The organism is Macrococcus sp. CoH-51_TC_04 (assembly GCF_058188655.1).
Map to the genome: position 1 here is coordinate 96,268 of NZ_JBVGOY010000004.1, position 25,103 is coordinate 121,370.

The 25,103-nt window shown below is 38.6% G+C and carries 25 protein-coding genes; 24 read left to right on the forward strand and 1 reads right to left on the reverse strand.

From position 1 onward, the window contains the following. Positions 1-68: 68 nt before the first annotated feature. The 16 genes from cccB (at position 69) to whiA (ending at position 16,402) form a co-directional block, all read left to right on the forward strand. Positions 69-380, forward strand: coding sequence for a cytochrome c551 (gene cccB / locus ACZ2V4_RS05475; RefSeq protein WP_490514594.1), 312 nt, complete (start codon positions 69-71; stop codon positions 378-380). A gap of 202 nt (positions 381-582) precedes the next feature. After that, positions 583-1,557 (forward strand): LysM peptidoglycan-binding domain-containing protein, encoded by a 975-nt coding sequence (locus ACZ2V4_RS05480; RefSeq protein ID WP_490514595.1) that lies wholly within the window; start codon positions 583-585, stop codon positions 1,555-1,557. Between the two features lie 193 nt (positions 1,558-1,750). After that, positions 1,751-2,191 (forward strand): CHAP domain-containing protein, encoded by a 441-nt coding sequence (locus ACZ2V4_RS05485; protein WP_219494081.1) that lies wholly within the window; start codon positions 1,751-1,753, stop codon positions 2,189-2,191. Positions 2,192-2,273: 82 nt separating this feature from the next. Continuing rightward, positions 2,274-2,813: a TlpA family protein disulfide reductase gene (locus ACZ2V4_RS05490; RefSeq protein ID WP_219494083.1), complete on the forward strand. Its 540-nt coding sequence runs from the start codon at positions 2,274-2,276 to the stop codon at positions 2,811-2,813. A gap of 10 nt (positions 2,814-2,823) precedes the next feature. Further along, positions 2,824-3,468: a YfbR-like 5'-deoxynucleotidase gene (locus tag ACZ2V4_RS05495; RefSeq protein ID WP_219494084.1), complete on the forward strand. Its 645-nt coding sequence runs from the start codon at positions 2,824-2,826 to the stop codon at positions 3,466-3,468. Beyond that, positions 3,468-3,701 carry a CsbA family protein gene (locus tag ACZ2V4_RS05500; protein WP_219494086.1) on the forward strand — a complete coding sequence of 78 codons (234 nt, stop codon included), beginning with the start codon at positions 3,468-3,470 and terminating at the stop codon, positions 3,699-3,701. The genes ACZ2V4_RS05495 and ACZ2V4_RS05500 overlap by 1 nt, the downstream gene beginning before the upstream one ends. A gap of 168 nt (positions 3,702-3,869) precedes the next feature. Further along, on the forward strand, positions 3,870-5,858 hold the full coding sequence (gene uvrB / locus ACZ2V4_RS05505) for an excinuclease ABC subunit UvrB (protein WP_413474444.1): 1,989 nt from the start codon (positions 3,870-3,872) through the stop codon (positions 5,856-5,858). A 4-nt stretch (positions 5,859-5,862) separates the two neighbouring features. Further along, on the forward strand, positions 5,863-8,682 hold the full coding sequence (uvrA, locus tag ACZ2V4_RS05510) for an excinuclease ABC subunit UvrA (RefSeq protein WP_219494089.1): 2,820 nt from the start codon (positions 5,863-5,865) through the stop codon (positions 8,680-8,682). Between the two features lie 155 nt (positions 8,683-8,837). Beyond that, on the forward strand, positions 8,838-9,767 hold the full coding sequence (hprK, locus tag ACZ2V4_RS05515; RefSeq protein WP_219494091.1) for an HPr(Ser) kinase/phosphatase: 930 nt from the start codon (positions 8,838-8,840) through the stop codon (positions 9,765-9,767). A gap of 1 nt (position 9,768) precedes the next feature. After that, positions 9,769-10,608 (forward strand): prolipoprotein diacylglyceryl transferase, encoded by an 840-nt coding sequence (lgt, locus tag ACZ2V4_RS05520; protein WP_420496410.1) that lies wholly within the window; start codon positions 9,769-9,771, stop codon positions 10,606-10,608. Beyond that, the gene (locus tag ACZ2V4_RS05525; RefSeq protein WP_219494096.1) at positions 10,586-11,059 is read left to right on the forward strand and encodes an acyltransferase; all 474 of its coding nucleotides are present in this window, start codon (positions 10,586-10,588) and stop codon (positions 11,057-11,059) included. The genes lgt and ACZ2V4_RS05525 overlap by 23 nt, the downstream gene beginning before the upstream one ends. A 21-nt stretch (positions 11,060-11,080) precedes the next feature. Further along, complete coding sequence (locus ACZ2V4_RS05530; RefSeq protein ID WP_490514596.1) at positions 11,081-12,499, forward strand: tetratricopeptide repeat protein; 1,419 nt, start codon at positions 11,081-11,083, stop codon at positions 12,497-12,499. Positions 12,500-12,552: 53 nt separating this feature from the next. Continuing rightward, a complete protein-coding gene (gene trxB, locus ACZ2V4_RS05535; protein WP_219494100.1) occupies positions 12,553-13,482 on the forward strand; it encodes a thioredoxin-disulfide reductase in 930 nt (309 codons plus the stop codon). A gap of 80 nt (positions 13,483-13,562) precedes the next feature. Next, entirely contained in the window at positions 13,563-14,471 is a 909-nt protein-coding gene (rapZ, locus tag ACZ2V4_RS05540) for an RNase adapter RapZ (protein WP_413474230.1), read from the forward strand. Continuing rightward, positions 14,458-15,450: a gluconeogenesis factor YvcK family protein gene (locus tag ACZ2V4_RS05545; protein ID WP_490514597.1), complete on the forward strand. Its 993-nt coding sequence runs from the start codon at positions 14,458-14,460 to the stop codon at positions 15,448-15,450. The genes rapZ and ACZ2V4_RS05545 overlap by 14 nt, the downstream gene beginning before the upstream one ends. 1 nt (position 15,451) lies before the next feature. Continuing rightward, a complete protein-coding gene (gene whiA, locus ACZ2V4_RS05550; RefSeq protein WP_219494106.1) occupies positions 15,452-16,402 on the forward strand; it encodes a DNA-binding protein WhiA in 951 nt (316 codons plus the stop codon). 82 nt (positions 16,403-16,484) lie between these two features. Here whiA and clpP read toward each other — a convergent pair whose 3' ends face one another. Continuing rightward, positions 16,485-17,069: an ATP-dependent Clp endopeptidase proteolytic subunit ClpP gene (clpP, locus tag ACZ2V4_RS05555; RefSeq protein WP_283719990.1), complete on the reverse strand. Its 585-nt coding sequence runs from the start codon at positions 17,067-17,069 to the stop codon at positions 16,485-16,487. A 161-nt stretch (positions 17,070-17,230) separates the two neighbouring features. On the opposite strand from clpP, the gene ACZ2V4_RS05560 reads away from it, so the two are divergent. The 8 genes from ACZ2V4_RS05560 to secG all read left to right on the forward strand — a co-directional run bounded on the left by ACZ2V4_RS05560 (position 17,231) and on the right by secG (position 25,095). Then, on the forward strand, positions 17,231-17,470 hold the full coding sequence (locus ACZ2V4_RS05560) for a glutaredoxin family protein (RefSeq protein ID WP_219494110.1): 240 nt from the start codon (positions 17,231-17,233) through the stop codon (positions 17,468-17,470). 133 nt (positions 17,471-17,603) lie between these two features. Next, positions 17,604-18,626, forward strand: coding sequence for a sugar-binding transcriptional regulator (locus ACZ2V4_RS05565; protein ID WP_423245840.1), 1,023 nt, complete (start codon positions 17,604-17,606; stop codon positions 18,624-18,626). A 137-nt stretch (positions 18,627-18,763) separates the two neighbouring features. After that, positions 18,764-19,777: a type I glyceraldehyde-3-phosphate dehydrogenase gene (gene gap, locus ACZ2V4_RS05570; protein WP_012656429.1), complete on the forward strand. Its 1,014-nt coding sequence runs from the start codon at positions 18,764-18,766 to the stop codon at positions 19,775-19,777. A gap of 106 nt (positions 19,778-19,883) precedes the next feature. Then, the gene (locus ACZ2V4_RS05575; RefSeq protein WP_490514598.1) at positions 19,884-21,074 is read left to right on the forward strand and encodes a phosphoglycerate kinase; all 1,191 of its coding nucleotides are present in this window, start codon (positions 19,884-19,886) and stop codon (positions 21,072-21,074) included. Between the two features lie 16 nt (positions 21,075-21,090). After that, the gene (gene tpiA, locus ACZ2V4_RS05580) at positions 21,091-21,837 is read left to right on the forward strand and encodes a triose-phosphate isomerase (protein WP_219494115.1); all 747 of its coding nucleotides are present in this window, start codon (positions 21,091-21,093) and stop codon (positions 21,835-21,837) included. After that, positions 21,837-23,372 (forward strand): 2,3-bisphosphoglycerate-independent phosphoglycerate mutase, encoded by a 1,536-nt coding sequence (gene gpmI / locus ACZ2V4_RS05585; RefSeq protein WP_420494243.1) that lies wholly within the window; start codon positions 21,837-21,839, stop codon positions 23,370-23,372. Before tpiA ends, gpmI begins: the two co-directional genes overlap by 1 nt. A gap of 91 nt (positions 23,373-23,463) precedes the next feature. Next, the gene (gene eno / locus ACZ2V4_RS05590; RefSeq protein WP_219494118.1) at positions 23,464-24,768 is read left to right on the forward strand and encodes a phosphopyruvate hydratase; all 1,305 of its coding nucleotides are present in this window, start codon (positions 23,464-23,466) and stop codon (positions 24,766-24,768) included. A gap of 93 nt (positions 24,769-24,861) precedes the next feature. Continuing rightward, positions 24,862-25,095 (forward strand): preprotein translocase subunit SecG, encoded by a 234-nt coding sequence (secG, locus tag ACZ2V4_RS05595; protein ID WP_012656434.1) that lies wholly within the window; start codon positions 24,862-24,864, stop codon positions 25,093-25,095. Positions 25,096-25,103: the final 8 nt, after the last annotated feature.

Sequence of the window (25,103 nt, forward strand, 5' to 3'; positions counted from 1 at the left end):
TTATAAATTTTCCTTTTTTATGAATTATAAGCTATAATTAAAGTAATCATAAATTAGGGGGCTGACCAATGAAAAAATTATATGCAGGTATCATTACTTTATCGTTATTAGGTCTTGCAGCATGCGGATCAGATGAAGCGGAGAAGAAGACTACTTCATCTGATCCGGGACAAGAAATTTATGCAAATAATTCCTGTATAGGGTGTCATGGACGTAACCTTGAAGGTGCAAGCGGGCCGAATCTACAAGAGGTAGGCAGCAAATACTCTGAGCAGCAAATTCATGATATCATCATTAAAGGTAAAGGGAATATGCCAGCAAAAGTAGTCGATGGCGAAGATGCAAAAAAAGTTGCAGCATATTTAGCAAAACAGAAATAATAATATAAAGTAGGTGAAATGATTAATATTTCATCTACTTTTTTCGTTATGAAATGATATTTCTGAAAATTACGTTCTATGATAGAAGCATAACGATTACATTACAAAAATATTACATTGGTAGATATTGTGTAAGGATATGGTATATTATGTCTTGTAGAAATTTACTAAGAACACTAAAACTCAGGAGGCAACACATATAATGAAAAAAGCATTAGTTACGATTGCGGGAATCACAGCAGTTACAGGAGTAGCTTCACAAGCATACGCAAGTGAACATCATGTTCAAGCAGGTGACACATTATGGGCGATTGCACAAGAGAATGGTACAAGCGTAGATGCACTTAAAACATTAAATAATTTAAATAGCGATCTTATCTTAGTGGGACAAACATTAAAGGTAGAGAATACTGATACTTATACAGTTAAAAAAGGCGATACATTACACACAATCGCATCTCAATTTGATTTAACAGTGAATGATATTATGTCATGGAACAACTTAACTTCAGATACGATTGAAGTAGGTACAAAGTTAAACTTGACAGCACCTATTGCTAAAGTTCAATCAGAAACAGTTCAACCTGTTACACAAGCGAACGCACCAGTAGCACAACAAGCTGAAGCACCAGCGCAACAGTCATACCAAGCGCCAGTACAACAATCATACCAAGCACCAGCGCAACAAACGGCAGCGCCAGCACAACAGTCATACCAAGCGCCAGCACAACAGTCATACCAAGCGCCAGCACAGCAAACGGCAGCACCAGCACAGCAAACGGCAGCACCAGCGCAACAGTCATACCAAGCACCAGCGAAGAGCTATAAAGCACCTGTAAATGGTAATGTAGCGCAAGTCGCAAATGGTATAGCGGCAGGAAAATCTTATGTTTACGGTGCGAATTCTGCTAGTGCAGTAGATTGTTCAGCATTTGCTCAACAAGTACTCGCTGCTCAAGGGAAATCAATTCCACGTACAACATATGCACAAATGGCTGCAGGAACACGTGTTTCAACACCTCAAGCAGGAGATTTAGTATATTTCAATGGTGGAAGCCACGTTGGGGTATACATTGGTAACGGTCAAATGATCGATGCTTTAAATCCATCTGAAGGTATTGGACAACGTCCAGTAAGTTACGTAAATGGTTCAGTAGCAGGATATTACAGATTCTAATAAGTCATGGGACAACTTGTCCCATGATTTTTTTAATTTTAACAATTAACTTGGAGCTGCAATCATTATGTAATAATCAAATTATTATATGTTAGTTGTATTAACCATATATTACATGTAAGTTACATTGGATTTTTCGCTTTTTCTATATGGTAATATCTATTTAGCTAATAAAACAACCGGAGGATATTACATGAAAAAAGTTATACTTTCAATAATTGCAATAATCATGCTGGGGACTACAACTGAAGCAATTTATCCAAATAGTCAACAGGCACATGCTTACAATAATCCTGTAAAGAAAGCTGGATACAATTATTATTATAAAGGAAGCTGTGTATATTATGCGTTTAATAGACGTGCACAACTTAAACGTCCTGTAAGTAACAATTGGAACAGTGCAAAATACTGGCCATCGAATGCACGAAGAATGGGATATAAAGTGAGACGTACACCTGTATATGGTGCAGTCATGATTTCTCAAAAAGGTTATCATGGTCATGCAGCAGTTGTAGAACGTATCAATCGCAATGGAAGTATACTCGTCTCTGAAATGAACTATCCACGTAGCGGCGTGAAGACTTATAGAACAATTTCAAAAGCACAGCGCTCTCAGTTTGAATATATTTACTAATAAAATAATATTAAAATGATTAAATCTTACACACCGTTCGTGTTGTAAGATTTTTTTGTTATAATATGTCATGAGGTGTCCTATGAGAAGATTGATAACAATTCTGTTAGCTGCTATATTTGTTGCACTAGCAACTTATTCAATTTATACTGTAATACAATTTAATAAAGGCAATGAGGAGCCCGGTAATATTGTGACACATAATCACCCGCTTAATAATAAGCAGATTGGTGATATAGCTGTTACAGATATGAATGGTCAGAAAAAAGAAATTGCATCACTTTTAAAACATGATATTACGATAATCAATGTTTGGGCATCGTGGTGCGAGCCGTGTAAGAAAGAGATGCCTGAGCTTGTGACGTATGGAAAAGAGAAACCTAATCATGTCGGTCTTATTGGATTCAACGTGCAGGATAAAATAGAAAAAAGAGACGCGTTTATCGATAACTATAAACCGACATATCCGATGTACACGTTAGATGAAGCGTCGATGAAACGATATAAAATCTACAATATTCCTACGACGGTATTCGTCGATAAACAAGGTAAAGTGTTGAAGACATATGTAGGCGAACTTAATCAACAGAAAATAGAAGAAATTATCATGCAGATTCAATAGGAGGGATTCAATGGGTGTCCATCAATATTTCAAAAGTTTGTCGGATCTAGAAAAGTTAATACGATGTCCCGGAAAATTTAAATACCAGGAACATAATGTTGCCGCACATTCATTTAAGGTCACTAAGATTGCACAATACTTAGCAACTGTCGAGGAGTATCATGGCGCAGAGATTAACTGGAAAAATGTATATGAGAAAGCATTAAACCATGATTACCCTGAAATCTTCACCGGAGATATAAAGACGCCTGTTAAATATGCGTCGAAAGAATTGAAACGCTTATTCAGTGAAGTTGAAGAAGAAATGATCGGTAAGTTTATTGACAGTGAGTTTCCGGAAGCTTATAGAGAAATATATCGAGAACGCTTAAAAGAAGGTAAAGACGATACGCTTGAAGGTCAGATTCTGTCTGTAGCAGATAAGATTGATTTGTTATATGAATCTTTTGGAGAGATTCAAAAGCGGAACCCAGAACCATTATACTTTGAAATTTATGACAAAAGTTTAAGAACGATTATAAAATTCAAGCACCTTTATTGTGTGCAGGATTTTCTGGATAATATTCTTCCGGATATGCTTCAGGAGAAATTTATTCCAAGATCTGAACTGCGTGAAATAACGATGGCAATCTTGCAGCAAAAGGACAATATATAATGACGATATGGTATATATTAGCATGTACATTACCTGCATTTCTGGTGATTTGTTTCAGTATGATTGTACGTAATAAATATACAGGATTACTGTTGTCGGTTATTGTTATCGGCGTATCTGTTTACAAAGGATTCTTTCATTCACAGATGATTGTGTTTTTAGATACGCTGAGCCTGATAGTCGGCTATTTGTTCGTAGAGATGTACAACCTGGATAAAGATAATCAAACATAGGAAGTTGAATACTAAAGACGACTTTTCAAAATAGAATCCGGTAAATGCAAGACATTTAATAGTGTCTATACGTTTATCGGGTTTTGTCATATGATGCACGTTAAACGAATGAAGATTTACGAACAAATGTTTGTACCTTAAGCGTATATTTTGGTAAAATGTAAATCGATGAGGAGGGGACGTATGGAACATCATGACTTTAAGATACATTCAGACTATCAGCCAGCAGGAGATCAGCCTGATGCGATAGAGAAAATCGTACAAGGAATCAAAGAAGGTAAACGCTATCAGACGTTATTGGGTGCTACTGGTACAGGGAAGACGTTTACGATGAGTAATGTCATTGAACGTATCGGTAAACCTACGCTGATCATGGCGCATAATAAAACATTAGCAGGTCAGCTCTATAGTGAGTTTAAAGAGTTTTTCCCAGAGAACAGAGTTGAATATTTTGTAAGTTACTATGATTATTATCAGCCCGAAGCTTATGTGCCTTCTACAGATACATTTATAGAGAAAGACGCATCGATTAACGATGAAATTGATAAGTTACGTCACTCAGCGACAAGTGCCTTATTTGAGCGTGATGATGTGATTATTATTTCTTCCGTCAGCTGTATATATGGTTTAGGGAACCCAGAAGAGTATCGGGATCTTGTTGTCAGCGTACGTGTAGGTATGGAGATGGAACGCAACCAATTATTACGCAAGCTTGTAGATGTGCAGTATACGCGTAATGATATAGATTTTCGTCGTGGTACATTTCGTGTTCGAGGAGATGTTGTGGAAATCTTTCCTGCATCTCGTGATGAGCAGTGTATACGTATCGAGTTCTTCGGTGATGAGATAGAACGCATACGTGAAATCAATTATTTAACAGGTGAAGTGCTGAAAGAACGAGAGCACTTTGCGATATTCCCGGCAAGTCACTTCGTCACACGTGAAGAGAAGATGAAGCTTGCGATTGAAAGAATAGAGAAGGAACTAGAGGAACAACTGAAGAAATTTCGTGACGAAGGGAAGCTGCTTGAGGCACAGAGACTTGAACAACGTACGAATTACGATCTTGAAATGATGCGAGAAATGGGCTTTTGCTCAGGAATAGAAAACTATTCTTTACATCTGACTTTAAGACCTAGAGGGTCGACGCCATATACGTTGCTGGATTATTTCGGTGACGACTGGCTGATCATGATGGATGAGTCTCATGTTACGGTGCCACAAGTTCGTGGTATGTATAATGGGGATCAGGCGAGAAAGAATGTTCTCGTAGAGCATGGTTTCAGATTGCCGAGCGCGCTGGATAATCGTCCGCTGAAGTTTGAAGAGTTCGAACAAAAAGGACATCAGTTTCTCTATGTTTCCGCTACACCTGGTCCTTATGAGATTGAGCATACAGACGAGATGGTGGAACAAATTATCCGACCGACAGGATTGCTGGATCCTATTATAGAAGTGCGACCATCACAACATCAGATAGATGATTTGATGGAAGAGATTCGTGTGCGCATCGAAAAGAATGAGCGTGTACTTATTACGACACTTACTAAGAAAATGAGTGAAGACTTAACAATTTACTTAAAAGAAGCTGGAATAAAAGTTAATTACCTGCATTCAGAGATTAAGACGTTAGAGCGTATAGAGATTATCCGTGATCTAAGACTAGGTGTATTTGATGTATTGGTCGGCATCAACCTGCTTAGAGAAGGTCTGGATATTCCCGAAGTGTCGCTCGTCGCGATATTAGATGCGGACAAAGAAGGATTTTTGCGCAGTCAGCGTTCATTGATTCAGACGATTGGACGTGCTGCCCGAAATGAACAGGGGCGCGTCATTATGTATGCAGATAAGATAACAGAGTCTATGCAGTTTGCGATTGATGAAACATCACGTCGTCGTTCGATACAAGAAGCATATAATGAAGAACATGGAATAACTCCGACAACCATCAATAAGAAGATTCGTGATGTCATCAGTGCCACATTAGAAACAGATGAGGAACAAAAACCCGTACAGAAGAAGAAATTAACGAAGAAGGAAAGAGCACGTACAATAGAGCAGCTTGAACATGAAATGAAAGAAGCGGCAAAAGCTTTAGATTTTGAACGTGCTACAGAACTCAGAGATGCACTGTTTGAGTTAAAAGCAGAAGGGTGAGCGGATGAAGAATAAATCTATTATCGTCAAAGGCGCAAGAGCGCATAATTTAAAGAATGTTGATATTGAAATTCCGAGAGATAAACTCATTGTTATGACAGGATTATCAGGTTCAGGTAAATCTAGTCTTGCATTCGATACCATCTATGCTGAAGGTCAGCGTAGATATGTGGAATCATTGAGTGCATATGCCAGACAATTCTTAGGACAGATGGATAAACCGGATGTGGATACGATAGAAGGTTTATCCCCTGCAATTTCGATTGACCAGAAGACAACAAGTAAGAACCCGAGAAGTACAGTTGCAACTGTTACAGAAATTTATGATTATTTAAGACTGCTATATGCTAGAATCGGCACACCTTATTGTCCGAATCATGGTATCCCTATCGAGTCACAGACGGTACAGCAGATGGTGGATCAAGTTATGGCATTAGAGGAAAGAACAAAGATACAAGTTATGGCTCCAATAGTGCAGGGCCGAAAGGGAACGCACAAGAAACTCATAGAAGAGATCTCAAAAAAAGGATATGCACGTATCATGGTAGATGGTGAAGTTTATGATGCTTCTGAAACAATCGATCTCAATAAAAATACAAATCATGATATCCATGTTATCGTAGACCGACTTGTTGTGAAACCAGGCATTGAGACCCGCCTGGCAGATTCTCTCGAAAATGCATTGAAACTTGCAGAAGGTAACGTTGTCATCGATTTGATCGACGGAGATGAGTTGAAGTTTTCAGAGCATCATGCCTGTCCAATTTGTGGATTTTCAATAGATAAGCTAGAACCTCGAATGTTCTCGTTTAATAGCCCGTTTGGTGCATGTCCCGATTGTGATGGACTAGGTACAAAATTAACAGTCGATTTAAATCTTGTCATTCCTGATGATAGCAAATCATTAACAAATGGTGCATTAGTGCCATGGGAGCCCATCAGTTCGAACTATTATCCGACATTACTCAAGCAGGCATGTAAACATTTTGGGATTTCTATGAAAGCACCTTTTAGAGATTTATCTAAGAAAGATCAGGACATCATCCTGTATGGACATTCAGATGATATTTCCTTTACATTCAGACAGGATAATGGTGTAACACGTAAACGTGTAATGAAGTTTGAAGGTATTGTGAATAATATTGAACGTAGATACAAGGAAAGTCCTTCAGAATATACACGTGAACAGATGAAGAAATATATGGTGGATGAGGTCTGTGATACGTGTCATGGCTATCGTCTTTCTGAAGAAGCGATGAGTGTTAAGATTAATAGTCAGCATATAGGAGAAGTTGTAACGTTATCTATCAGAGAGGCATTACAATATTTCAGTAAGCTTGAACTTTCAAAGAAAGAACAGCAAATTGCTGAACTCGTTCTGAAAGAAATCACTGAAAGGTTGACATTCTTATATAATGTAGGGCTGGAATACCTCACTTTAAATAGAACAGCAGGAACGCTTTCTGGTGGAGAAGCCCAACGTATCCGACTTGCAACGCAGATTGGTTCAAGATTAACAGGTGTAATGTATGTTCTGGATGAACCGTCCATAGGTCTGCATCAGAGAGATAACGACCGTCTCATTGATACATTGAAATCGATGAGAGATATTGGGAATACCCTTATTGTCGTTGAACATGATGAAGATACGATGCTTGCCGCTGATTATTTGATTGACATTGGTCCAGGAGCCGGCGTGCACGGAGGAGAGATTGTCGCACAAGGTACACCTAAGCAAGTGATGAAGAACAAGAAATCGCTGACAGGTCAGTATTTGAGCGGTGCAAAAAAAATAGAGCTTCCTGAAAAAAGACGTACACCGGATGGAAGATTCTTATCGGTAGAAGGTGCAATAAGTAATAACTTGAAGGACGTGGACGTTCAGATTCCACTGGGTATGATGACGGTGGTAACCGGAGTCTCCGGTTCCGGAAAGAGTACGCTTGTTAACGATGTGCTGTATAAGGCACTTGCTCAGAAGCTATATAAATCGAAAGAAAAACCGGGACCTCATAAAGCGGTAAAGGGGATAGAGCATATTGATAAGATAATCGATATTGATCAATCTCCTATAGGTAGAACACCACGTTCAAATCCTGCGACGTATACGAGTCTCTTTGATGATATACGTGATGTCTTTGCGCAGACGAATGAAGCGAAGTTAAGAGGCTATCAAAAAGGTCGATTCAGCTTTAACGTTAAAGGCGGACGCTGTGAGGCTTGTCACGGAGACGGCATTATCAAGATAGAGATGCACTTTCTTCCTGACGTCTACGTGCCATGCGAAGTCTGTCATGGCAAACGCTATAATCGTGAAACGCTGGAAGTGAAATATAAAGATAAGAATATTGCAGATATACTCGAGATGACGATAGAAGATGCGTATCATTTCTTTGAGAATATTCCTAAGATTAAGCGTAAACTTAAGACCATCATGGATGTTGGATTAGGGTATATTCAGCTTGGACAACCTGCTACAACACTTTCAGGGGGTGAGGCACAACGTGTCAAATTAGCTTCGGAACTGCATAAACGCAGTACAGGTAAAACGTTATATATTCTAGATGAACCGACGACTGGATTACACGTTGATGATATTGCAAGGCTACTGAAAGTTTTACAGCAACTTGTTGACAATGGGGATACGGTTCTGATCATCGAGCATAATCTGGACGTCATCAAGATGGCCGATTACATTGTTGACCTCGGTCCAGAAGGTGGAGATAACGGTGGACAGATTATCGCAAGCGGCACTCCAGAACAGATTATGCAAGTGCGTGAGTCATACACAGGTCAATATTTAAAACATCATATAGAGAAATAACTGTTGAGGTCATTGTCAGATCATCTCTAGCTAAACCCGGGCGCTGTAGAAATTGTTAATAATTTTCTGCAGTGCTCGGGTTTTGTTGGTGATTATGAATTGTAAATTGATATAAAGTTATTTAATATAAATGATAAGAGAAAGTGAGGAAAACTATGATAACAAGTATAGAACTAATTGATAAATTTGACCTTAAGTTTTTAGCGGGCAATGTCGCAATAGAAATCCCGGTGGCTAATGCAGACATTTCGCGACCGGGCCTTGAGATGGCAGGCTTCTTCTCTCACTATTCTTCCGATCGCATACAAATACTGGGGACGACTGAGATGTCTTTCTTTGAAACGTTGTCGAAGGAAGAACGTGCAGAACGAATGGTAAAGCTTTGTCGTAAGGAAACACCGTGTATTATCTTAACAAGAAACATTCCGGCCCCGCAGGAACTAATCGATGCATGTAATCGTAAAGGGACACCACTCCTTCAGAGCAAAGAAGCGACGACAAGTTTAATCAGCAAGATTACATCTTATCTTGAGAGTGAGCTTGCGCCTGAAACGACGATGCACGGAGTTCTGGTCGATGTATATGGGGTAGGTGTATTGATTACCGGTGATTCTGGAGTAGGTAAGAGTGAGACAGCACTAGAACTTGTCAAGCGTGGACATCGACTTGTTGCAGATGACAATGTGGAGATAAAGGAAGTTTCACGTAATGTACTGATGGGCAAAGCACCAAAGCTGATAGAACATCTTCTTGAAATTAGAGGACTAGGAATCATCAATGTAATGACCTTGTTTGGCGCAGGGAGTGTCCTTCCAGAGAAACGTCTAATGCTCAATATTAATCTAGAAACATGGGATAAAGATAAAGTTTACGACCGCATAGGATTAATCGAAGAAAAATTATCGATCCTTGATTCTCAAATTACGAAGAAGACGATCCCTATCAGACCAGGGCGTAACTTAGCAGTAATCATAGAAGTTGCTGCGATGAACTATCGTCTCAATAAGATGGGAACAAACACCGCAAAAGATTTTAATGAACGCCTGAATGAACAAATTAGAAAGCAGTCGATAAAGGAGATTTAACATGACACCATTTAATCCAGTTGCATTCGAGCTCTTTGGCTATCCTGTAAGATGGTACGGTATTATTATTGCATTTGGTATTTTAGTCGGATATCTTATCGCTCAAAAAGAGACAGAAAAAAAGCATTTTAAAGAAGATACGTTGATCGATATTGTCATGTGGTCTATCATTTCGGGGATAATTTGTGCTCGTATCTATTATGTATTATTTAAATGGGATTATTATCAGGATCATTTTTCTGAAATTCCGTTGATTATGAACGGTGGCATAGCAATACACGGTGGTTTGATCGGTGCAATTGGTATGGCATATTTCTTATGTAAAAAGAAAGGAATATCGTTTTTTCAGCTTGGAGATATTGCGGCACCGAGTATCATTCTCGGACAGGCAATTGGTAGGTGGGGAAACTTTATGAATCAGGAAGCTCATGGTGATATGGTTTCAAGAGATTTCCTGGAGTCATTGCATTTACCGAAATTTATAATCGATCAGATGAATATTGGTGGAGCATATTATCATCCGACCTTCCTCTATGAATCGTTATGGAGCTTCACAGGATTTGTTATATTATTATTGATACGTAAACGACTGAAGATTGGTCAGACATTTCTTTTATATACGATATGGTATTCGATTGGGCGTGTGTTTGTGGAAGGATTAAGAACAGATAGTTTGATGCTCACATCAAATCTGCGTATTGCCCAAGTGATTTCGATCGTGATTATGATTGCAGCGACTTTAATATGGCTCTATCGTAATTATAAATATCGACTGCCGCGTTATGGTGAAGTAAATGAACCTATAAGGAGCTCCGCTTATGCGTCAGTTAAATCGCTATAGATTAGAGGGGCCTAATCCGTTATGGCAGATGTATAAGACGGTCTCATTCTTTAAGGTTTGCCGTAACTTTGTTGTTATTGAATTGTGTCGCATTCTGCCATCAGTGAAATGGAAACATTACCTGTTCAGTAAATGTCTGAAGATGCAGCTCGGACATCATGTGTCATTTGCTTATAAGGCGATGCCTGATCTGATGTTTCCTGAACTGATAAAAATAGGGGATAACTCAATCATTGGGTATAATGCAACGTTACTTGCACATGAATATTTGACGGACGAGTATCGCACTGGAAAGATTACGATTGGTAGAAATGTATTAATTGGTGCAAATGTTACAGTCTTGCCGGGGGTCACAATAGGTGATGGTGCGAAGGTTGGCGCAATGACAGTTGTATCGAAAGATATTCCTGCGAATGCCTTTGTATACGGTAATCCGATGCACATAAAATAATAACGAACGGAGGTGAGATGGATGAGTAATGTTATCCGTTTTCCAGCAACTGAAGATGAATATTATCAAATTGGAGTAAAGAAGCAGAGTGAACATCATTACGAAGAGGCCATCTCATTCTTCATAAAATCACTGGATTTAAATCTCAGATACGATACAGTACAGCACATTGCTTTTTGTTTTTCGGAACTTGGTAATTTCGATAAAGCACAGCATTATCTAATAGATTATTTTAAAGATGATTTTAATGAAGAAGATGTCTTCTATGATCTGAGCCAGCTCTTTATTAGACAACGTGATCCTAATAAAGCCTTTTTATTCGGTATGTATTATTGTCTGCTCACAGATGACCATGTATATCTTGACGAGCTGAAAAAAATGTTTGAAGTCGTTTATAATGACGTCACTAAAGTAGAGATAGAAAGTGAAAACTTTGTCGTCCATTACATCTTTCAGTATTTTTTTGAGCATATGAATTACGATATTGCCTTAGAATGGATTGATTTTCAGCCTTATAATATTCAGATGCGTACTGAAGTGCGCAATTTGAAGGCCATGACTTTACTATTTAATAGCAAGTACCATGAAGCGGCAAAGATATTAAAGCAATTACTTGAGGAAAATCCTGCTGATATTAATGCGCTCTGTCACTATACTTTACTGCTATACAACACACATCAGACGAAAACTTATGAATCCTATTTGAAGAAACTTAGAACGATTATCCCGATTAACGATGACGAAAAATTTAAACTGGGTATCGTACTTAGTTTCCTGAAGGAATATACAGAATCCTATCAACTGCTGTTTCCACTATATCAAAAAGGAAAGTTTCACAGTTCACAGATGCTGCATGCGTTAAGTTATTCAAGCTATGCACTTGGCTATGTATCGCAGTCTGATATGTTCTTTCAGCAGCTCGGTGAGATTGTAAGCCACCCTGGTGTAAGTCCACGTAAGATGGCTGAAGGTGAAGCCTATATTATGGATGATGTTATGCCGCTTTTAAATAGTGAAGATCAGCATCGTCGTATTATTGGCATCTTTCTGTTATCGCGTCTCAAGGATAAGACGTTGATGATCAATCAGAAAGTATGGAATCAGCTTGAAGAGATGGGGGATTACGAAAAGTTATATCTCTCTTATATCTTTCATAATATTCAGCTTGTTAAACTAGACTTCATTCATAGAGGTCTTGAATTAATCTATGATCAGGATGGCAGGCTGGAGCTGATGGAGCGATGGATTGATATGGCAGAGGCCATCATAGACAAAAAATTAAATCTTAAGCAGATCAATGCATATACAGCGGTTTGCTACTTCCTATTTGAAAGAGCACGAAATGAAAAATTATCAAAACGTGCGGTGATAGAAAAATTTAACACGACGCGCTACCATTTTATGAAGGTGTATGAACAGTTCAAGCAAAATAATATTTAAAAACCTGGAATTCATGTATATTATAAGTACTGAACAAACATGGAGGTATAATTATGAGTGAAATTAAAGAATATGACGTAATCATTGTTGGTGCTGGTCCAGCCGGGATGACAGCAGCAGTCTATGCGTCTAGAGCAAACCTATCTACGATTATGATTGAACGTGGTATGCCTGGTGGACAGATGGCCAATACTGCAGATGTCGAAAATTTTCCTGGATTTGATTTGATCACAGGACCTGACCTTTCAACGAAGATGTTCTCTCATGCACAGAAATTCGGTGCAGAATATACTTATGGTGATATTAAAAATATTACTGTTGAGGGCGATGACAAGATTGTGGATTTAGGTGACAAGCAGTTAAAAGCAAAAGCTGTTATTATTGCGACAGGTGCAGAATATAAGAAAATTGGTGTGCCAGGAGAATCAGAACTTGGGGGACGTGGTGTATCTTACTGTGCTGTGTGTGATGGTGCATTCTTCAAGCAGAAGAACTTAGTAGTAATTGGTGGGGGAGATTCTGCAGTTGAAGAGGGTGTATATTTAACGAAATATGCAGACAAAGTAACAATCGTGCATAGAAGAGATACATTAAGAGCTCAGAAAATTCTTCAGGAACGTGCATTTAAAAATGATAAGATTGATTTTATCTGGAATAGTACGTTAAAATCAATCAACGAAAAAGAAGGAAAAGTCGGATCTGTAACATTGATCGATAATGAAGGTAAAGAGACAGATGTTGAAACAGATGGAGTATTCATCTATATCGGTATGCAGCCACTGACAAAACCATTCCAGCATCTAGGTATAACTGACGAAATCGGCTATATTATGACGAATGAAGAGATGGAGACGAATATTCCTGGAATATTCGCTGCTGGTGACGTTAGACAGAAGAAGCTTCGTCAAATCGTAACAGCGACAGGTGACGGCAGTATTGCTGCACAGAATGCTCAGCATTATATTGAAAGCTTGAATGATTAATATATTCATAAAAATAGATACGCATTTTGTGCGTGTCTATTTTTATGAATTCATGTAGAATGAAATTAAGATGAGGAGGAATGTATATGTCGAACGAAGATACATATAAACGACTGGTTGTTGTCACTGGAATGAGCGGTGCGGGGAAAAGTGTAGCAATTCAATGTCTTGAAGACTTAGGTTATTTCTGTGTTGATAACCTGCCCCCTATATTGCTGCCGAAGTTTATCGAACTGATGAATAATAATACAGAATCTCTGTCACGCGTAGCTATCGGGATTGACTTGCGTGGGAAAGATTTCTTTAATAGTTTACAAGAAGAAATTCAAAATATTATCAATCTAAATGAAGTACTCGTACAAGTTTTATTCGTCGAAGCAAGCGATCAAATATTAGTTTCTCGTTATAAAGAAACAAGACGTACACATCCGCTTCAGGATAACATTTCATTGATTGATGCGATTCAGGAGGAGAGAATGCTGCTTGCTGATTTAAGAGGGGTTGCAACACACATTATTGATACCTCTGAGTATAAGCCAAAAGCATTGCGCTCTAAAGTGATTGAAATCTTTGGATCTGGCAAAGATAATATATTCACGATTAATGTGATGAGTTTCGGCTTCAAGCATGGATTGCCCATCGATGCAGATATCGTATTCGATGTGAGGTTTTTACCGAATCCATATTACATAGAAGAAATGAGAAAATTAACAGGTCTCGATCCCCTCGTATATGACTATGTCATGAAATGGAAAGAGACTGAAATGTTCTACCAGAAATTAATCGATCTGCTGAAGTTCGTCATTCCTGGTTATATGCGCGAAGGTAAAAGTCAGGTTGTCATCGCTATCGGATGTACAGGTGGACAGCACCGTTCAGTTGCATTAAGTGAACGTATCAGTAATGAATTAAAGGACTTCTTTGACTTTGAGCTTCATACTCGCCACAGAGATGCACTTATTGAGGGAACGATCAATGAAAAGGCTTAAAGTCTGTCTTATCGGTGGGGGTACAGGTCTTTCAGTTATGGCGAGAGGGCTTAAAGAATATCCTGTTGATATCACCGCCATTGTAACTGTTGCAGATGATGGAGGAAGTACAGGTAAGATAAGAGATGTCATGGATATCCCTGCACCTGGAGATATTAGGAATGTACTTGCAGCCTTAAGTGACGTAGAACCCATGCTTGAGAAATTATTTCAGTATCGCTTTAATTCGGATACACTCGGAGGGCATCCTGTAGGCAACTTAATGATTGCAGCAATGACAGACGTCACGGATGATTTCGGTCATGCTGTCAAAGAACTAAGTAAAATATTGAACGTTAAAGGGACGGTGATTCCTTCGACAAATACGAGTCCGATATTGAATGCCGTAATGGAAGACGGTGAAATTGTTGTCGGGGAATCTCTTATTCCTTTAAAGTTCAAAAGAATAGATAGTGTCTTCTTGACACCTGGATATATCAAACCGATGCAAGAAGCTATAGATGCAGTTCTGGAGGCGGATCTCATTGTATTGGGACCAGGCAGTCTTTATACAAGTATCATTCCAAACTTAGTCATCCGTGAACTAGGGGACGCTGTTATTGAAAGTAAAGCGAAGAAGCTCTACGTTTCTAATATTATGACACAACCAGGTGAAACGACAGATTACTCGGTATCAGACCATATAGAAGCGATTCATAAACATGTTGCCTCTCCATTTATTCAGTTTGTCATTGCCAATGAACTTGTACTTCAAAATAAGATTAACGAGAATTATGAAAAGCGTAATTCAAAATTTGTAACGTGTGACTCTGAGAATATTAAACGTTTGGGAATCACGCTTATCACAGATGATAATCTCGTTGAAATCAACGAGGAAGGTGCGGTACGTCATAATAATGAAGTGCTCGCTGATATGATTTATGAATTAGCATTAAGTGAAATCAGTACAATTGAATTCACTCAGAAAGAGGGAGAATAAATTGTCATTTGCTTCAGAGATGAAGAATGAATTGACGCGGATAGAGACAGATCTCTGCTGTAGTAAAGCAGAACTTGCCGCGCTCATTCGGATGAACGGAAATTTAAATATACAGAATATGCAGTGGGTGATTAATGTACAATCAGAAAACGCAGCCATTGCACGACGTGTATATAGTTTGACAAAGAAAATATTCGGTGTTGATATTGAATTACTCGTACGTAAGAAAATGAAATTAAAGAAAAATAATGTCTATATTTGCCGCATCAAGATGAAGACAAAAGAAATTCTTGATGAACTAAGCATATTGCAAGATGGCCAGTTTGTGCAGCATATCGATCAATCACTGATCAAAGAGGAATGTTGTAAACGCAGCTATTTAAGAGGGGCATTTTTAGCAGGAGGATCTGTAAATAACCCAGAGACATCTTCGTATCATCTTGAAATATTCTCGTTATATGAAAGTCATTCTGAAGGATTAACAGAAATGATGAATGGTTATGGACTGAATGCGAAGACTTTGGAACGTAAGAAAGGATATATTTCGTACTTAAAAGAAGCGGAAAAAATCTCAGACTTTCTGAGTATTATAGGTGGATATCAGGCATTACTTAAGTTTGAAGATGTGAGGATTGTCAGAGATATGCGAAATTCCGTGAATCGTCTTGTCAATTGTGAAACGGCCAACTTAAATAAGACGATTGGTGCTGCGATGCGCCAAGTAGAGAATATTCGATTGATTGATGAAGAAGTTGGTATCGATGAACTTCCAGAACGATTAAGAGAGATTGCGAGACTGCGTGTGCAACATCAGGATATCTCCTTGAAAGAACTTGGCGAGATGGTTTCTACCGGTGTGATATCGAAGTCGGGAGTGAATCATCGATTAAGAAAGATAGATGAGATTGCTGAGAAATTAAGAAATGGGGAACATATTGAATTGAAGAAATAAAATATTAGTTATTTTCCATTTTAACTACAAAAAAATAGCGTGTACTAAGAGCTTTTACTTAGTACACGCTATTTTTATATCTTTATTCTGCTGGATGCATAACTTCGTCGATCAAGCCATAAGCTTTCGCTTCATCAGCTGTTAAGAAATTATCACGATCTGTGTCTTTTTCAATCTTTTCGATAGGTTGACCTGTACGTTCAGCTAAGATGCGATTTAATTTTTCGCGAGTTTTTAAAATGTGTCGTGCAGCAATTTCAATTTCGGTTGCTTGCCCTTGTGCGCCACCTAATGGCTGATGAATCATAACTTCAGCATTCGGTAGAGCGAATCTTTTTCCTTTTGTACCCGCTGCGAGTAGGAATGATCCCATCGATGCTGCCATACCGATACAGATTGTCTGTACATCAGGTTTGATGTGCTGCATTGTATCATAGATAGCCATACCAGCAGTCACGCTACCACCTGGTGAGTTGATGTATAGGTAGATATCTTTCTCAGCATCTTGTGCTTGTAGGAATAATAATTGAGATACGATAGAGTTTGCCACGTTGTCATCGATAGCCGATCCTAACATAATGATACGGTCCTTTAACAGACGTGAATAAATATCATATGCGCGTTCTCCGCGATTTGTTGATTCAATTACTGTAGGTATTAAGTTCATTAGTAAATCCTCCTTAAGATTCGTTTAAAGTTCGTTAAATTTAATATACACTATAAAGTCAAAGATAGTCAAAAAAAGCGCTCATATCATTCATATTTTTAACGTTACTGCTAATATTATAGTATTATTTAGGTCGAAATCACATTAAAAGGAGTGTATTTATGAAAGAACTTACTTTATTAGTAGGAAATCAATGTGGACTTTGTAATGATGCAAAGATTCAAATTGCCCTAGCACAAGAAGATATTGATTTCACTGTGAACGAAATCAATATTACGAGCGATCCAGCATTAGAAGTGCAATATTTCATGTCGATTCCAGTACTATTACATAATGATGTTGTGATACAGGAAGGCCAGATTGATTTTGTGACCATTCTGGAATATTTAAGCGATAACTGAAGAAAGCGTATTCATTATTTTTTTAGGAGCTTTTACTTGCTTACTATAGATGGACTTGCTATTATGTATGTGTAACGCAAGTTACTTTTTGACCCGAGCGGGACAAATTTTGTCCATAACTAATTGAGGAGGGATGTATTTGAATGCTTTATTTGAGGTTCAAAAGAAGCTTGTCCCTGATTTAGTTGACAAGATGTACCGAAGATTTCAAATACTCTCTGCAATTGAGCTGCAACAGCCGATTGGCAGACGGGCACTTAGTGAAACGGTTCACCTCAGTGAACGCATCCTTAGAACTGAGACGGATATATTAAAAACACAGGGTTTGATTATCATTACGTCTAAAGGAATGTCAGTAACTGAAAGTGGCGAAGATGTGCTTTACAAGATGAAAGCTTCTATGGATAGTTTGACTAGGCTAGAACATATTGCACATGCAATTGAAAGTCGTTTTGCTATTCAAAAGGTGATCGTTGTAAGTGGTGATGCAGACATCGATGATGAAGTGAAGCTTAGGATGGGTCAGGCGACAAGCGAGTATCTAGAAAGCTGTTTTGAAGATGGGACTAGAGTAACTGTAACTGGAGGATCCACAATGGCGCACATTGCGCGTTCAATGCGTCCTACAGATAAATCTATCAATTTTATTCCTGCGCGTGGCGGATTAGGTGAAGAAGTTTCTTTTCAAGCTAATGCGATAACGCATTTGATGGCTGAACAGACGGGTGGGACGTTCGAAGTTCTTTATGTCCCGGACCAAGTAAGTGAAGCAGGTTATAATGCACTTCTTGAAGAACAGTCTGTTAGACGTGTATTACATCATATTCAACAGGCAGATATTGTACTGCATGGCATTGGTTCAGCTCAGAAGATGGCGGAACGAAGACACTCGTCACCACAAGTTATGAAGAAACTGATGGATGGCAATGCTGTTGCCGAAGCTTTCGGTTATTATTTTGATGAGGATGGCAACATCGTTTATCGTGTAAGAACAATTGGTATACATCTTGATGATCTTACTGAAGATAAAAGAATCATCGCTGTAGCAGGAGGAAATAGTAAGAAAGAAGCGATAGCTTCCTATCTGAAGATAGCTCCGAAGCATACAGTATTGATTACAGATTCAGTTGTAGGTAACTGGCTGATGAATCAGTAGTTTCAAAGGAAATCTTAATATCAGAAGTGTAATATTTTTATTTTTCTGTGTATTTTGATTATAATAAGGATGTATGATGAAGTTGGTAGTAAAGGGTATACCCCTTAAAAATAGACATTTAAAGGAGGCCATACATTATGGCAGTAAAAGTAGCAATTAACGGGTTTGGTAGAATCGGACGTTTAGCATTCAGAAGATTACAAGAGGTAGAAGGTATTGAAGTAGTAGCGGTTAACGATTTAACAGACGATAAAATGTTAGCGCATTTATTAAAATATGATACAACACAAGGGCGTTTCAAAGAAGAAGTTGAAGTTATTGAAGGTGGATTCCGTGTCAACGGTCGCGAAGTTAAATCATTCGAAAATCCTAACCCTGCTGAATTACCATGGGGCGAACTTGGAATCGACGTAGTTTTAGAATGTACTGGTTTCTTCACAGATAAAGAAAAAGCTCAAGCGCATATCGAAGCAGGCGCTAAAAAAGTATTAATTTCAGCGCCAGCAAAAGGTGACTTAAAAACTGTAGTATATAACGTTAACCATGACGTATTAGATGGTTCAGAAGAGATCGTTTCAGGAGCTTCATGTACTACAAACTGTTTAGCACCAATGGCTAAAGTATTAAACGACGAATTCGGAATTATCGAAGGTTTAATGATGACAGTTCACGCATTCACTGGTGATCAAAACACATTAGATGCACCACACGCAAAAGGTGACTTCCGTCGTGCACGTGCAGCAGCGAACAACATCGTACCTAACTCAACAGGTGCTGCAAAAGCAATCGGTTTAGTTATCCCTGAATTAAAAGGTAAATTAGACGGATCAGCGCAACGTGTTCCAGTTCCAACAGGTTCAGTAACTGAGTTAACTACAATCTTAGAAAAAGAAGTTTCAGTTGAAGAAGTAAATGCTGCAATGAAAGCTGCTTCTAACGAATCATTCGGTTACACTGAAGACGAAATCGTATCATCAGACATCATCGGTATTACTTACGGTTCATTATTCGATGCAACACAAACACGTGTAATGACTGTTGGTGAACACCAAATGGTTAAGACAGTTGCTTGGTACGATAACGAAATGAGCTACACTGCACAGTTAGTTCGTACATTAGAATTCTTAGCTGAACAAGCACAAGCTAAATAATAGTTTATTCACGCGTAAGCGGGGGAAGATTTCGCTTCTCCTGCTTTTTTTAATAAGTTATTTGGTATAATTATATTGTAAGAATATATTATTAGGAGGCCATAACATGGTTAAAAAGGTTGTTTCAGATTTAGAGTTAAAAGATAAAAAAGTACTCGTGCGTGCTGATTTCAATGTACCGATGAAAGATGGGAACATTACGAACGATAATCGTATCGTTGAAGCATTACCTACTATTAAATATATTATCGAGCAAGGCGGGAAAGTGATATTATTCTCTCACCTTGGTAAAGTGAAAACCGAAGAAGATAAGGCGAATTTATCACTTCAACCTGTAGCAAATCGTTTATCCGAATTACTCGAAAAAGATGTTCAGTTTGTAGCTGAAACACGTGGAGAAAAGTTAGAATCAGCAATTAATGCATTACAATCAGGTGAAGTATTATTATTCGAAAACACACGTTTCGAAGATGTTGATGGTAAGAAAGAAAGTAAGAACGATGCGCAACTTGGGAAGTATTGGGCATCACTTGGAGATGTATTTGTGAATGATGCGTTCGGTACTGCCCACCGTGAGCATGCATCGAACGTTGGTGTTGCGACACATATAGATACTGCTGCAGGATTCTTGATGGAAAAAGAAATTAAGTTTATCGGTGATGTCGTTGAAAAACCAGAACGTCCTTTCGTTGCCATTTTAGGTGGTGCGAAAGTATCAGATAAAATCGGTGTTATCGAGAACTTATTAGAAGTAGCTGATAAAGTATTGATCGGTGGCGGCATGGCGTACACTTTCTTAAAAGCGCAAGATAAAGAAATTGGTCATTCATTATTAGAGGAAGATAAAATTGACTTAGCGAAAGATTTAATGGAACGTGGTAAAGATAAACTTGTTTTACCTGTTGATGCGAAAGTGACAAAAGAGTTCTCAAATGATGGAGAAATCGAAGTAGTAGCAATCGATCACATTCCAGCTGATTTACAAGCTTTAGATATCGGTCCTAAAACAGTTGAATTATTTGGCAAAGAACTTGAAGGCGCTAAAACTGTCGTATGGAACGGACCGATGGGTGTATTCGAAATGAGTAATTTTGCGAAAGGTACCGTAGGAGTATGTAAAGCAATTGCTGAACTGAAAGACGCGACTACAATTATCGGCGGTGGAGATTCAGCAGCAGCAGCAATGGACCTTGGATTCGCAGATAAGTTCACGCATATCTCAACAGGCGGCGGCGCTTCGTTAGAGTACTTAGAAGGTAAAGAACTGCCAGGTATTAAATCAATTTCTGACAAATAAAAAGGAGTTTTTATAAATGAGAAAACCAATTATCGCAGGAAACTGGAAAATGAACAAAACGGTAAAAGAAGCGAAAGCATTTGTTTCAAGCTTACCAGAGTTACCGGCAGAAGGTGTTGATGCAGTAATCTGTGCACCACATATTCAATTAGATGCAATTATTTCTGCTGATGTTAAAAACTTACAGGTTGGTGCTCAAAATTGTTATTTTGAAGATAGCGGTGCATTCACTGGCGAAACATCTCCAGCAGCATTAAAGGATCTAGGTGTACAGTATGTAGTTTTAGGACATTCTGAACGTCGTGAATATTTTAGTGAAACAGACGAAGATATTAATAAGAAAGCATTGGCTGTATTTAAACATGGGATGACACCAATCATTTGTTGTGGTGAAACAGACGAAGAACGTGAATCAGGTCAGTTTGAAGCTAAAGTAGGTGCTCAAGTAAGCAACGCGCTTAAAGGTTTTGACGCTGAACAAGTGAAACAGCTTGTTATTGCCTATGAACCTATCTGGGCAATCGGAACAGGTAAATCTGCAACAAGTGAAGATGCTGAAGCAAGCTGTAAGTTCGTGCGTTCAGTTGTGGAAAAAGACTTCGGTAAAGATGCAGCTGCAGCTGTGCGTATCCAATACGGCGGATCTGTTAAACCAGGTAATATTAAGGAATATATGGCAAACGAAAACATCGATGGTGCATTAGTAGGTGGCGCATCGTTAGAAGTGGATTCTTTTGTTCAATTGTTAGAAGGTGCTAAGTAATGAAAAGCCCGACAGCTTTAATCATTTTAGATGGTTTTGCAAACCGTAAAGAAACATTTGGGAATGCAGTCGCTCAAGCACATAAACCAAATTTTGACCGTTACTACAATCAATATCCACATAGCGAACTGAAAGCATGTGGATTGGATGTAGGATTGCCTGAAGGACAGATGGGGAATTCTGAAGTGGGCCATTTAAACATTGGAGCAGGCCGTGTTGTCTATCAGTCTTTGACACGTATCAATAAATCGATTGAAGATGGTGACTTCTTTAAGAATCAGGTGCTGCTAGACGCAATGCAGCATGTGAAAGAGAATCATACAGTGCTGCACTTAATGGGATTACTCTCTGATGGTGGCGTGCATAGTCACTATGAACATTTATTTGCGTTACTTAAACTTGCGAAAGAGCAAGGGGTGGACAAGGTTTATGTGCATGCGTTTTTAGATGGTCGCGATGTCGGTCAGCAGACAGCGCTTAAGTATATCGAGGCAACTGAAAAGCAGTTTGAAGAGATTGGTATCGGTCAATTTGCTTCTGTTTCTGGTCGTTACTATGCGATGGATAGAGACAAACGCTGGGATCGTGAGCAATTAGCATATGATGCTATGACATACGGAAAAGGTGTAGAATATAGTTCAGCCGCTGCAGGTGTAGAAGCAAGTTATGCAGAAGGTGTAAATGATGAGTTCGTTGTTCCGTTTGTGGTTAAAGACCACGAAAAAGGAGAAGAGAACACGGGTGTAAACGACGGAGATGCGATGATTTTCTTCAACTTCAGACCTGACCGTGCAGCACAGCTTTCAGAAGTATATACGAATGAAGAATTTGACGGCTTCAAGATGGATAAGCGTCTAATCGGGATTAAGTTCGTAACATTTACTAAGTACAACGATCAAGTGAAAGCAGATGTTGTGTTTGAAAAGGTAGATTTAGTGAACACAATCGGTGAAGTCGCAGCAAGTAACAACTTGACACAACTGCGTATCGCTGAAACAGAAAAGTATCCGCACGTCACTTACTTTATGAGTGGTGGACGTAATGATGAGTTTCCAGGCGAACGTCGTGTGTTGATAAATTCACCGAAAGTTGCAACCTACGACTTACAGCCTGAAATGAGTGCATATGAAGTACGCGATGCATTGCTTGCTGAACTTGATAAAGGCGATTTAGATTTAATTATTTTAAACTTTGCTAATCCTGATATGGTTGGACATTCTGGCATGCTGGAACCAACGATTAAAGCGATTGAAGCGGTGGATGAATGTCTAGGTGCAGTAGTAGACAAGATCTTGGAAATGCAAGGGACAGCGATTATTACAGCTGATCACGGTAATTCGGATGAAGTGGTAAAGCTTGATGGTAGTCCGATGACAGCACATACAACAAATCCAGTACCTGTGATTGTGACGCGTGAAGGTATTACGTTGCGTGACGGCGGCCGTCTAGCTGATCTAGCACCGACATTAGTCGATTTATTGGGTGTTGAACAACCTGAAGATATGACTGGTGAGTCGTTGATTCAAAAAGGTTAATGTGATACAGAAAATGAAATACAAATAATTGATTATTTCAATTAAATCAATAATAATAAATAAGAACACAAATTGAGAGGAGTTTTTATAAATGCCAATTATTACAGATGTTTATGCACGCGAAGTATTAGATTCAAGAGGTAACCCTACAATTGAGGTAGAAGTATTTACTGAAAGTGGCGCACTAGGGCGTGCATTAGTACCATCAGGAGCTTCAACAGGTGAACACGAAGCAGTAGAACTACGTGATGGTGATAAAGACCGTTATATGGGTAAAGGTGTTTTAAAAGCTGTAGAAAACGTAAATGAAATTATCGCACCTGAGATTATTGAAGGTGACTTCTCGGTACTTGATCAAGTATCAATCGACAAAATGATGATTGCTTTAGATGGTACAGATAACAAAGGTAAATTAGGTGCCAATGCAATTTTAGGTGTGTCTATCGCTGTAGCTCGTGCTGCTGCTGACTACTTAGGTATGCCTTTATACAAATATCTAGGTGGATTTAACGGTACTGAATTACCAGTTCCGATGATGAACATCGTTAACGGTGGTTCTCACTCAGATGCACCGATCGCATTCCAGGAGTTCATGGTATTACCAGTAGGAGCACCAAACTTCAAAGAAGCATTACGCTGGGGCGCTGAAATTTTCCACAACTTAGCGAAAATCTTAAAAGGCCGTAATTTATCTACTGCTGTAGGTGATGAAGGTGGATTCGCACCGACATTTGAAGGTACTGAAGATGCTGTTGAAACAATTTTAGAAGCGATTAAAGCTGCAGGACTTGAGCCAGGTAAAGATGTATTCTTAGGATTTGACTGTGCTGCTTCTGAGTTCTTCGAAAACGGTGTATATGACTACGCTAAATTTGAAGGTGAAAACGGTAAAAAACGTACTTCTGCTGAACAAGTAGATTATTTAGAAGAATTAGTAAACAAATATCCAATCATCACAATTGAAGATGGTATGGATGAAAATGACTGGGAAGGCTGGAAAGCATTAACAGATCGTTTAGGCAATAAGGTACAACTTGTTGGTGATGATTTATTCGTTACGAACACTAAGATTTTAGAACGTGGTATTAACGAAGGCGTTGGTAACTCAATCTTAATTAAAGTGAACCAAATCGGTACTTTAACTGAAACATTCGAAGCAATCGAAATGGCTCAAAAAGCTGGGTACACTGCAGTTGTTTCACACCGTTCTGGTGAAACTGAAGATACTACAATTGCGGATATCGCAGTTGCAACAAACGCTGGACAAATTAAAACAGGTTCATTATCACGTACTGACCGTATTGCGAAATACAATCAATTGTTACGTATTGAAGATGAATTATTTGAAACTGCAAAATTTAAAGGTTTAAATGCATTCTACAACTTAAATAAGTAATTATATTTATAAAGGAGAGGCGTGACGACGTCTCTTCCTTTTTTTATGAATATATGGTAAAATGTTAAAAGTTATCATATAGGAGGACCACTCATGAATACGCTATTAACCGTTTTATTAATTATAGATTGTTTCGTATTAATCACAGTTGTACTTTTACAAGAAGGTAAGAGCAGTGGTTTATCAGGTGCAATCAGCGGCGGTGCTGAGACACTTTTCGGTAAACAAAAACAACGTGGTGTAGAATTAATATTAAATAGAATCACAATTGTTGCATCGGTATTATTGTTCTTAATTACTATTGCTATTGGTTACTTTAATATTTAAAACAGGTC

Coding starts and splice junctions, on each gene's coding strand:
- lgt (WP_420496410.1), top strand. CDS start 9,769: ATGACACCATTTAATCCAGTTGCATTCGAGCTCTTTGGCTATCCTGTA.
- ACZ2V4_RS05495 (WP_219494084.1), top strand. CDS start 2,824: ATGGGTGTCCATCAATATTTCAAAAGTTTGTCGGATCTAGAAAAGTTA.
- clpP (WP_283719990.1), bottom strand. CDS start 17,069: ATGAACTTAATACCTACAGTAATTGAATCAACAAATCGCGGAGAACGC.
- hprK (WP_219494091.1), top strand. CDS start 8,838: ATGATAACAAGTATAGAACTAATTGATAAATTTGACCTTAAGTTTTTA.
- ACZ2V4_RS05545 (WP_490514597.1), top strand. CDS start 14,458: ATGAAAAGGCTTAAAGTCTGTCTTATCGGTGGGGGTACAGGTCTTTCA.
- ACZ2V4_RS05500 (WP_219494086.1), top strand. CDS start 3,468: ATGACGATATGGTATATATTAGCATGTACATTACCTGCATTTCTGGTG.
- ACZ2V4_RS05560 (WP_219494110.1), top strand. CDS start 17,231: ATGAAAGAACTTACTTTATTAGTAGGAAATCAATGTGGACTTTGTAAT.
- ACZ2V4_RS05480 (WP_490514595.1), top strand. CDS start 583: ATGAAAAAAGCATTAGTTACGATTGCGGGAATCACAGCAGTTACAGGA.
- trxB (WP_219494100.1), top strand. CDS start 12,553: ATGAGTGAAATTAAAGAATATGACGTAATCATTGTTGGTGCTGGTCCA.
- tpiA (WP_219494115.1), top strand. CDS start 21,091: ATGAGAAAACCAATTATCGCAGGAAACTGGAAAATGAACAAAACGGTA.
- secG (WP_012656434.1), top strand. CDS start 24,862: ATGAATACGCTATTAACCGTTTTATTAATTATAGATTGTTTCGTATTA.
- ACZ2V4_RS05490 (WP_219494083.1), top strand. CDS start 2,274: ATGAGAAGATTGATAACAATTCTGTTAGCTGCTATATTTGTTGCACTA.
- uvrB (WP_413474444.1), top strand. CDS start 3,870: ATGAGGAGGGGACGTATGGAACATCATGACTTTAAGATACATTCAGAC.
- ACZ2V4_RS05525 (WP_219494096.1), top strand. CDS start 10,586: ATGCGTCAGTTAAATCGCTATAGATTAGAGGGGCCTAATCCGTTATGG.
- ACZ2V4_RS05565 (WP_423245840.1), top strand. CDS start 17,604: ATGTATTTGAATGCTTTATTTGAGGTTCAAAAGAAGCTTGTCCCTGAT.
- ACZ2V4_RS05485 (WP_219494081.1), top strand. CDS start 1,751: ATGAAAAAAGTTATACTTTCAATAATTGCAATAATCATGCTGGGGACT.
- rapZ (WP_413474230.1), top strand. CDS start 13,563: ATGTATATGTCGAACGAAGATACATATAAACGACTGGTTGTTGTCACT.
- eno (WP_219494118.1), top strand. CDS start 23,464: ATGCCAATTATTACAGATGTTTATGCACGCGAAGTATTAGATTCAAGA.
- ACZ2V4_RS05575 (WP_490514598.1), top strand. CDS start 19,884: ATGGTTAAAAAGGTTGTTTCAGATTTAGAGTTAAAAGATAAAAAAGTA.
- gap (WP_012656429.1), top strand. CDS start 18,764: ATGGCAGTAAAAGTAGCAATTAACGGGTTTGGTAGAATCGGACGTTTA.
- gpmI (WP_420494243.1), top strand. CDS start 21,837: ATGAAAAGCCCGACAGCTTTAATCATTTTAGATGGTTTTGCAAACCGT.
- cccB (WP_490514594.1), top strand. CDS start 69: ATGAAAAAATTATATGCAGGTATCATTACTTTATCGTTATTAGGTCTT.
- uvrA (WP_219494089.1), top strand. CDS start 5,863: ATGAAGAATAAATCTATTATCGTCAAAGGCGCAAGAGCGCATAATTTA.
- ACZ2V4_RS05530 (WP_490514596.1), top strand. CDS start 11,081: ATGAGTAATGTTATCCGTTTTCCAGCAACTGAAGATGAATATTATCAA.